General features: G+C 36.1%; 7 protein-coding genes, 3 tRNA genes and 1 other RNA gene. All 11 read left to right on the forward strand.

Annotated elements, in window-relative coordinates; all coding sequences use genetic code 11:
• Positions 1-129: 129 nt before the first annotated feature.
• The 11 genes from ENO17_05280 (at position 130) to pdxT (ending at position 9,665) form a co-directional block, all read left to right on the forward strand.
• A tRNA-Arg gene (locus ENO17_05280) sits at positions 130-206 on the forward strand.
• A 69-nt stretch (positions 207-275) separates the two neighbouring features.
• Positions 276-704 (forward strand): nucleoside deaminase, encoded by a 429-nt coding sequence (locus tag ENO17_05285; protein ID HER24443.1) that lies wholly within the window; start codon positions 276-278, stop codon positions 702-704.
• 101 nt (positions 705-805) lie between these two features.
• Positions 806-900, forward strand: a tRNA-Ser gene (locus ENO17_05290).
• A gap of 131 nt (positions 901-1,031) precedes the next feature.
• Positions 1,032-1,125, forward strand: a tRNA-Ser gene (locus tag ENO17_05295).
• A gap of 50 nt (positions 1,126-1,175) precedes the next feature.
• An RNA gene (gene ffs, locus ENO17_05300) (signal recognition particle sRNA large type) lies at positions 1,176-1,440 on the forward strand.
• 83 nt (positions 1,441-1,523) lie between these two features.
• Positions 1,524-3,251 (forward strand): DNA polymerase III subunit gamma/tau, encoded by a 1,728-nt coding sequence (gene dnaX, locus ENO17_05305; GenBank protein ID HER24444.1) that lies wholly within the window; start codon positions 1,524-1,526, stop codon positions 3,249-3,251.
• Positions 3,252-3,289: 38 nt separating this feature from the next.
• On the forward strand, positions 3,290-3,598 hold the full coding sequence (locus ENO17_05310; GenBank protein ID HER24445.1) for a YbaB/EbfC family nucleoid-associated protein: 309 nt from the start codon (positions 3,290-3,292) through the stop codon (positions 3,596-3,598).
• 12 nt (positions 3,599-3,610) lie between these two features.
• On the forward strand, positions 3,611-4,216 hold the full coding sequence (gene recR, locus ENO17_05315) for a recombination protein RecR (GenBank protein ID HER24446.1): 606 nt from the start codon (positions 3,611-3,613) through the stop codon (positions 4,214-4,216).
• A 137-nt stretch (positions 4,217-4,353) separates the two neighbouring features.
• Positions 4,354-7,917, forward strand: coding sequence for a pyruvate:ferredoxin (flavodoxin) oxidoreductase (gene nifJ / locus ENO17_05320; GenBank protein ID HER24447.1), 3,564 nt, complete (start codon positions 4,354-4,356; stop codon positions 7,915-7,917).
• A gap of 246 nt (positions 7,918-8,163) precedes the next feature.
• Positions 8,164-9,048 (forward strand): pyridoxal 5'-phosphate synthase lyase subunit PdxS, encoded by an 885-nt coding sequence (pdxS, locus tag ENO17_05325; GenBank protein ID HER24448.1) that lies wholly within the window; start codon positions 8,164-8,166, stop codon positions 9,046-9,048.
• Between the two features lie 50 nt (positions 9,049-9,098).
• The gene (gene pdxT, locus ENO17_05330) at positions 9,099-9,665 is read left to right on the forward strand and encodes a pyridoxal 5'-phosphate synthase glutaminase subunit PdxT (protein HER24449.1); all 567 of its coding nucleotides are present in this window, start codon (positions 9,099-9,101) and stop codon (positions 9,663-9,665) included.
• Positions 9,666-10,000 lie beyond the last annotated feature (335 nt).

Consider the following 10,000-nt stretch of genomic DNA (forward strand, 5'->3'; position numbering starts at 1 on the left):
ATATACCAATATTTCAATTAATATAAGAAAGTATCGAGATACTGTTTTCACTCGATATTTTCTTTTTAATAAATTTGACTAAGAAAATAAATTATAATAAAATCAATAGGGAACTTCTATTGTATTATAGCGCCCGTGGCTCAATTGGATAAAGCAACTGACTACGGATCAGTAGACTGGGGGTTCGAGTCCCTCCGGGCGCACCAATATCAATACTTCCGGAAAGTCTTCATATTAAGAATATGTTAAAAAACAAGGATAAAGATATTAACTTGATGCAAGAAGCTTTGAAAGAGGCAGAAATAGCTTATTCCCGCCAGGAAGTTCCGGTCGGAGCAGTAGTTGTATATAAAAATAAGATAATTGCCCGGGCTCATAATCAGAAAGAAGAATTACAAGACCCCACTGCTCATGCTGAAATAATAGCAATCCAACAAGCTGCTAAATATTTAGGAAATTGGCACTTGGAAGGTATTGACCTTTATGTTACCTTAGAACCTTGTCCCATGTGTGCTTATGCCATGCTTCAGGCCAGAATGAATAAATTAATATTTGGGGCTTCTGACCCTAAAGCTGGGGCGGCAGGAAGTATTATTAATATCCTAAAAGATAATAGGTTTAATCATAAAATGGAAGTAGTGAGCGGAGTATTAGAAAAAGAATGTAGTTTAATTTTACAAAAATTTTTTCAGGAAAGACGATAATTTAGTTATGTATTTTGATTCGTTAGTTAGTCATTTGGTAAGCTAGTTGAGGAATTATTATTATACTATTAAACTAATTAACTAACTAAACAAGTAACTAAGGAGAGGTGGCTGAGCCCGGTTGAAAGCGCTCGACTCGAAATCGAGTAGGTGGGTAATACCTATCTCGCGGGTTCGAATCCCGCCCTCTCCGCCAAAAAATCAATAAATATAAACTTGTTGAAATAAGGGGAAAATGTTTCAGGATAATCAGTAAGGTAAATAGAAAAATATTTTTGACACTAATGATTATTAAGGTTATTATTTATTAGGCAGATAAAAGAAAAAGGAGAGGTACCGAAGTGGTCATAACGGGATCGCCTGGAGAGCGATTAGGCGGCCATAAGCTGTCACGCGGGTTCGAATCCCGCCCTCTCCGCCAGTAAAAATAGCTCTCATAAGTTGATGTTTTTGAGATCAATACTAAAGTGATCGTGCTAGACGGGGAGATAGCGGTGCCCTGTAACCTGCAATCCGCTATAGCAGGGTTGAATTCCTGCCCGAGGTTTTATCTTTTTAAGGCTGACTAAGATAAGTGGCGATGAAGATTGGGCCTTGTGCAGCAAAGAATTGTGAACTCCGTCAGATCTGGAAAGAAGCAGCGGTAAGCAAATCTCTTTGGGTGCCGCAAGTAAACCTGATTGGAGCAAACTATCTTAGAATCGCTTGGAAGGATAAATCAGAGGCAGGTGCACGATCATTAAAATTATAGTTGTAAATAAAGCAAAAATTGATAATTTGAAAGGATTTTTATCTGAATTTAAACTATAAGGAGCATTCATGGAATACCAATCACTTTATCGCAAATGGCGGCCACAAACTTTTGAGGAAATAATTGGGCAAAAACATATCACCCAAACTTTAATTAACGCTATCTCCCTAAATAGAATTTCTCATGCTTATATTTTCTCTGGTCCAAGAGGAGTTGGAAAAACAACAACTGCTCGTATTTTAGCTAAATCATTAAACTGTGAAAAAGGTTCCACTCCTCATCCTTGCAATAAATGTGAAAGATGTATTAGAATTACCGATGGCTATTCTATGGATGTAATAGAGATTGACGGTGCCTCGAATAATGGAGTAGATAGCATTAGAGAATTAAGAAATAAAGTGAACTTTGCACCTGCAGAGGGGAAATATAAGATATATATTATTGATGAAGTACACATGTTATCCCAAGGTGCATTTAATGCTTTGTTGAAAACTCTGGAAGAGCCGCCCGTACACGTGATTTTTATTTTTGCTACTACCGACCCCCATAAAATTCCTAGTACTATTTTATCACGATGTCAGTGGTTTAATTTTAGAAGGATATCTTTAACGGATCTTATCACTAAATTAAAAATGATTGCAAAAGACGAAGAATTAAATATAAGTGATAAAACTTTAAATATAATAGCCAGAAGTTCGACAGGTTCAATGCGAGATGCTGAAAGTACTTTAGATCAGATTATTGCCTATTGTGGTAAGGATATAACTTCTAAAAGTGTCGGTGAGGTTTTGGGAGTAATTGAAGAAGAGGTTTTTTTTGAGTTTATAGAAGCAATAATAAAGAATGATACCCTTAAAGGGATAGAGATAATTAATCGTACATCTGATTTAGGAGCAGATGCTTCTCAATTCATAAAAAACTTGATGGAGTTTGTTCATAACTTATCTTTAGCTAAAGTTTGCCCAGAAGAAATACTAAATTATCAGGGAATATTCGTTGAAGACAGAGCACGTTTATTAAAGCAATCTAAAATAATTAAATTGGAAAAACTATTTAATATTGTTGATTATCTATCTGACGCAGAAAGAAAGGTAAGATATATTCGCCGTCCCTGGATTTTATTGGAAATGTTAGTAATCAAATTTACTACGGAGGAGAGTTATCTTTTAAAAGAGGTTGAGAGGAATAAAGGTGAATATTTCTCGGAATTCTCTACCAGGAAAGATAAATTGATATTAGGCAAGAAAAACGGAGGAATAAGAGAGAAAGAGCCACTAAAGAAAAACATTCAGGAAAAAGTAAAGAGCAAGGAAGATTCTTCTGTTAAAGCTAAAGAATCGCCTAAAAATATAGAATTGATGCAGGTATGGCCTACGATTTTAGAAAGGATAAGGAAGACTAAAATAGCAGTTTATTCTTTTATCATTGCAAACAATTTAATTACTATTGAAAATGATAAATTGATAATCGGTTTCAATGAGGAATATACCTTTCACAAAGAGAGTTTAGAAAAGCAAAATAACAAAATATTATTGCAGGAATTAATTAAAGAAGAAAGCGGTAGATTTTTGACAATAGAATGTATTATTAATAACAGCAACCAGGAAGATTCTTATTTAGAGGTTGAACAAGAAAACAAGAAGAAAGCCCTTGAAAAAAGAAACGAAAATAAGCAAGAAAGAGCAAGAGAAGAGAAAGATAAACTAAAAAAAAGGAATCATGGAATTATTAAAGATAATATATTAATTAAAGAATCCTTAAATTTATTTGAAGGAACGATTACTGAAGAAAAATAGACTATTTATTTTAAAAAAAGGAGGAAGCAAGATAAGCAATGGATATGAAGTTTCTTATGAAACAAGCACAAGCTATGCAAAAAAAGATGGAAGAGATAAAAAAAGAATTGGCAGAAAAGGAAGTCAAAGTTTCTTCTGGTGGAGGTATGATTGAGATTGTAATAAACGGCCAACAAGAAATTAAAGAAATAAAAATAGAGCCGGATGTAATAGATGCTAACGAAAAAGAGATGTTAGAAGATTTAATTTTAGCGGCAGTCAATGAGTCATTACGTCAATCGAAAGAATTAGCTGCCCAGGAGATGAGTAAATTAACCGGGGGAATGAATGTCCCCGGATTATTTTAAAAGGAGGCAAAAGTGTCCTTTAGATATACTAAACCTTTTGCTAGATTAATTGATGAATTTTCGAAAATGCCAGGAATAGGACCCAAGACAGCTCAGAGATTAGCTTTTTATATTTTAAAGAATTCTTCGGAAAATGTTACAAGTTTAGCTAGGACAATACTAGAGGCAAAAGAAAAAGTGAAGCATTGTTCGATTTGCGGCAATATAACTGATCAAGAGAAATGTGAAATTTGCCGGAACACCGATAGAGATAAGTCTACTATATGTGTTATAGAAGGGGTAAGGGATTTAATTGCCATAGAGAATACTGGAGAATATAAAGGATTATACCATGTTTTAGAAGGAGTCATTTCTCCTTTAGATGGAGTAGAACCGGAAAATTTAAAGATTAATAGTTTATTGAATAGAATAAAAGACGAAAAGATAAAAGAGATAATATTAGCTACTAATCCCAACATTGAGGGAGAAGTTACCGCTTCCTATATTACCAAATTGATCGAACCTTTAAAAGTTAAAGTAACTCGCATTGCCTATGGAGTTCCGATAGGGGGAAGCTTAGAGTTTGCAGACGAAGTGACTTTAACTCAAGCTTTAATGTCCAGACAAGAAATTAAGTAATTACTGAGAATAAAAGATAAATCAAAACGAAACGTTAAATGCAGATCAAAATAAATAATTTTATAAAATTTATGTTTTCTGATAAAATAAAAATACATAAATTAATCAAAATATTTTAAAAACGGAGGTTCATGATAATGAACAGAATAAAAACTACGATTGACGGGAATACCGCAGCGGCTCATACATCGTTTCATCTAAGCGAGGTTGCAACCATATATCCTATTACCCCTTCTTCTCCTATGGGTGAATTTGCTGATCTTTGGGCTTCTGAGGGAAAACCGAATATCTGGGGGACGGTTCCTCAGATAACTGAAATGCAAAGTGAGGGGGGTGCCTCGGGAGCTACTCATGGTTCTTTACAAAGAGGAGCTCTTACAACAACGTTTACAGCATCTCAAGGACTATTATTAATGATTCCTAATATGTTTAAAATTGCCGGGGAATTGACCTCTACCGTATTTAATGTTGCTGCTCGTTCGGTGGCCTGCCAGGCGCTTTCTATATTTGGTGATCATAGTGATGTTATGGCCACCAGAGGAACTGGCTTTGCTTTACTTGCTTCTAACTCAGTTCAGGAGGCGATGGATTTTCCTTTAATCGCTCAAGCAGCCACCCTGGAATCTCGAGTACCATTTCTTCATTTCTTCGATGGTTTTCGGACTTCAAGTGAGGTTTCAAAAATAGAACTTTTAACTCCCCAAGATATGAAACCTTTAGTTAATGACGATCTGGTAAGAGCTCACAGAAAGAGGGCACTTTCTCCTGATCATCCTTTTATTAGGGGTACAGCCCAAAATCCGGATGTATTCTTCCAGGCAAGAGAAACAGTCAACCCTTATTACCTTAATTGTCCTGATATTGTGCAGAAAGTTATGGAAAAATTTGAGAAAGTTGTAAGGAGAAAATATGAACTGTTCCAATATTTTGGTGCCTTGGACGCTGAAAGGGTAATTGTATTAATGGGTTCAGGAGCTGAGGCAGTGGAAGAAACAGTGGAATATTTAATGAAAAAAGGAGAAAAGGTAGGTTTAGTAAAAGTTCGTCTTTACCGTCCATTTTCTATCAAGCATTTTAACAGTTCTCTCCCTAAAACAGTAAAGACTATTGCTGCTTTGGACCGAACTAAAGAGCCGGGAAGTATTGGAGAACCACTTTATGCTGATATAGTAACCGCAATACAGGAAGGAATGTCTGAAGGGAAAACTCCTTTCAAAAAGACTCCTAAAATAATTGGAGGGAGATATGGACTTTCCTCTAAAGAATTTACCCCCGCTATGATCAAGGGAATATTTGAGGAGATGAAAAAAGAAATACCCAAGAATCATTTCACCATAGGGATAAATGATGATGTAACCCATACTAGCCTTCCTTATGATCCTGATTTTTCCGTCGAACCAGCGGATAGAACTCGGGCAGTCTTTTACGGTCTTGGTTCGGATGGAACAGTAGGCGCTAACAAAAATTCTATCAAGATTATTGGTGAAGAGACCGATAATTTTGCTCAAGGTTATTTTGTTTATGATTCTCGGAAAGCCGGTTCACTAACTATTTCTCATCTAAGATTTGGACCGACTCCTATTCATTCTACTTATTTAGTCAACCGGGCAAATTTTGTTGCTTGTCATCAGTTTTCCTTCCTGGAACGTTATGATGTATTGGAGACTACTCAGCCGGGAGCAATATTTCTATTGAACAGTTCTTATTCTGCCGATGAAGTTTGGGATTACCTGCCTTACTCTATTCAAGAAATCATTATCAAGAAAAAATTACGTTTTTATGTAATTGACGCTTACAAGATTGCTAAAGAGGTAGGTTTGGGGGCAAGAATTAACACGATTATGCAAGTATGTTTTTTCTCTCTTAGTAAAGTGATTCCCATTGAAAAGGCTATAAAAGCAATAAAACACCACATCGAAGAAAGTTACGGGAAGAAGGGAGAAAAAATAGTAAATACTAATTTTGCTGCGGTAGACAATACTCTTGCAAATCTTCATGAAGTAAAGGTACCAAGTAAACCTAATAGTAAATTACCTAAACATCTTTCTGTTCCGATAGAAGCGCCTGAATTCGTGCAAAAGGTAACCGCAAAGATAATTGCCGGGAAAGGCGATGATTTGCCGGTTAGTGTTTTTTCTCCGGATGGAACTTTCCCCAGTGGTACTACTCAATGGGAGAAGAGAAATATTGCCCAAGAAATTCCTGCCTGGGATCCTAATACCTGTATCCAGTGTGGGAAATGCGTGATGGTATGCCCTCATGCAGTGATCAGAGCAAAAGTGTGTGATCCAAAATTATTATCTTCTGCTCCTGATACCTTTAAGTCTATAGATGCAAAGAATTCTCAATTTAAAGGACTGAAATTTACCCTTCAAGTTTCTCCTGAAGATTGTACCGGCTGTGCCCTTTGTATAGTCAATTGCCCCACAAAAAATAAAACTAATCCTAAGCTAAAGGCCTTGAACATGGTTTCCCAACCTTCAGTTAGAGAACAAGAATCTAAAAATTGGAAATTTTTCTTAGACCTTCCTGAAGTAGATCGAAAAGCATTAAAGCTTAGTGCAGTCAGAAATATTCAGTTCTTACAGCCACTTTTCGAATTTTCCGGCGCATGCGCTGGTTGTGGCGAAACACCCTATGTAAAACTCTTAAGTCAATTGTATGGAGATAGAGCAGTGATCGCTAATGCTACCGGGTGTTCTTCTATTTATGGAGGCAATTTGCCGGCTACCCCTTGGACTTTTAATAAAGAAGGCAGAGGTCCCGCCTGGTCTAATTCCCTTTTCGAAGATAATGCCGAATTTGGATTAGGTATGAGGTTAGCGATAGATAAACAGATTGAATATGCTTTAGAATTATTAGATCGGCTTTCTTCTGATGTAGGAAAGGATTTAGTTAGTGAAATTAAAACTGCCGATCAGTCTACCGAGGAAGGACTATACCAACAGAGAAAAAGAGTAAAAATATTAGAGAAAAAATTGAAAAATTTAAAAAAATCTGAGGCAGAAGATTTACTCAGTTTAATTGATGTTTTAGTTAAAAAGAGTGTGTGGATTGTAGGTGGAGATGGGTGGGCTTATGATATCGGTTATGGAGGGTTGGATCATGTTATCGCCCAAAGGCGCAATGTTAATATCTTGGTATTAGATTCTGAAACTTATTCTAATACGGGTGGTCAGATGTCTAAAGCGACTCCTCTTGGAGCAATTGCCAAGTTTGCCGCTGGAGGCAAGAGGACTTTCAAGAAAGATTTGGCAATGATGGCAATTTCTTATAGAGATGTATATGTAGCTCGAATAGCCTTAGGAGCTAATGATACACAAGTGATTAAAGCTTTCCAGGAGGCAGAAGCATATGAGGGTCCCTCCCTTATTATTGCTTATAGTTCTTGTATTAGCCATGGATATAATTTGATTCATGGTTTAGAACAACAGAAGTTAGCGGTTCAATCGGGATATTGGCCTTTAATAAGATTCAATCCAGATCTTGATAAAGAGGGTAAAAATCCTCTACAGTTGGATTCCAAAGCTCCCAGTATTCCTTTGGAAGATTATATTTATAATGAAAATAGATATAAAATGCTGACTCGAACTATGCCGAAGGAAGCTAAAAAATTGCTTAAAGAAGCTCAAGAGGGAGTTTTAAAACGTTGGAAACTTTATGAACACTTAGCTTCACCTATAGCAAAAGACAACAAATAAATGATCATATAGATCTCTTTTAATAGAAGATAATAAGTATTAATTATAGAAGATACCGTAAATCCTCGAGATTTGCGGTATCTTCTTTGTACAGGTTTTTTATATTTCTTTGCACAATCGGTAAAAAATAATTATTTATTTTCTAAAAATGAGGATAAAATTTAGTGCGGAGAAGAATAGTTGTTTTTATATTTTTTTCTATTATAATATAGATAAATAGAACGCTAAGGAGAGGAGAGTAAATAAATGGAAGAAAAAGGTACCTATCGTCTTAAAAAAGGTTTAGCCGAGATGTTAAAAGGTGGGGTAATCATGGATGTGGTGAGTGTAGAACATGCAAAAATTGCCGAAGAAGCAGGTGCGGTAGCAGTGATGGCCTTGGAAAGGGTTCCTGCTGATATCCGATCTGCTGGTGGGGTTGCCAGAATGGCTGACCCTAAAATAATAAAAGAAATCATGCAAGCAGTCACTATTCCGGTTATGGCTAAAGCAAGGATTGGGCATTTTGTGGAAGCTCAAGTTTTAGAAGCCTTAGGAGTTGATTATATTGACGAAAGTGAAGTACTAACTCCTGCTGATGAAAATTACCATATAGATAAATTAAACTTTAAGGTTCCTTTTGTCTGTGGAGCAAGGAATTTAGGTGAGGCTTTACGTAGGATAGGAGAGGGGGCAGCAATGATTAGAACTAAAGGAGAACCGGGAACAGGAAATATAGTAGAAGCGGTAAGACATATGCGTCAGGTCATGGATGAGATAAGAAGATTAAAAAATATACCCAAAGAGGAATTAATGACCAAAGCCAAAGAATTAGGTGCTCCATTTGAACTTTTACAAGAGGTAGCGCATAAAGGAAAATTACCCGTAGTTAATTTTGCCGCCGGAGGGATAGCTACCCCCGCCGATGCAGCTTTAATGATGCAGTTGGGAGCAGATGGCGTGTTTGTAGGTTCAGGAATATTTAAATCAGATGATCCTAAAATAAGGGCGAAGGCAATTGTAGAGGCTACTACCCATTACGATAATCCTAAAATTATTGCACAAGTTTCAGAAGGATTAGGTGAAGCCATGAAAGGGATAGAAATTTCTCAAATTGCTGCAGCTGAACGTATGCAAGACAGAGGTTGGTAAGTTAAGAATTAGATCAAAGATTGAACAGAGAGGAGCCAAGGAAGGTAATCTTGAAAGTCGGAGTATTATCCCTACAGGGAGCAGTAGAAGAACATTTAGAGATGATAAAAAGGTGTGGTTTTGAGGGAATCAAGGTAAAAACGGTTGGAGATTTAGAAAAAGTAGATAGATTAATAATTCCCGGAGGAGAAAGTACCGCTATTGGTAAGTTAGCTAAAATATATGGTTTAGACTGCGAGATTATTAAGAAAGGCAGAGAAGGAATGCCTATATTTGGGACTTGTGCGGGGATGATTTTATTAGCAAATAAGGTTATGGGTATTGAGCAGGTAAAATTTGATTTAATAGATATTGTAGTAGAAAGAAATGCTTTTGGAAGGCAGGTAGATAGTTTTGAAGTTGATTTAAAAATAGAAGATCTTTCCGGAAAACCTTTTAAGGCAGTATTCATTAGAGCTCCCTATATTAAGAAAATAGGAAAGGGAGTGAAAGTTTTAGCTGAGTTTAACGGAAAGATTGTAATGGCTCGACAGGAAAATATTTTAGTATCCTCTTTCCATCCGGAGTTGACTGAAGATTTGAGAGTACATAAGTATTTTTTCAGTGATGATTTTTAAGATGATTAGTTGACGTTTTACTAGATAGTTATTTATATAATAAAAGTTATTTTGGTTTTTCTTTTTTTCTTTATCTTTCTTTAATCGATACACGCTAATCAATGCTTGATAGGCTATTCACCCCCTTGCACTTTCCCCCCGATTATACTATAATGATAGTCGCCGGAAGAGGGTGCAAAAAAATATCAAATTTCTTTTCGAAATAGAAAAGATAACTCTTGACAACCGCTGCTAACTTTGTTAGTATGGAATCTGTCACTTCTTAAGACACCAGTAGTTCTTTGAAAAATCTATAGTACCCAGCCAGATGTTTTTCATGATTTATGAAAGACCCC

It is taken from the genome of Candidatus Atribacteria bacterium, assembly GCA_011056645.1.
Taxonomy (GTDB): domain Bacteria; phylum Atribacterota; class Phoenicimicrobiia; order Phoenicimicrobiales; family Phoenicimicrobiaceae; genus Sediminicultor; species Sediminicultor quartus.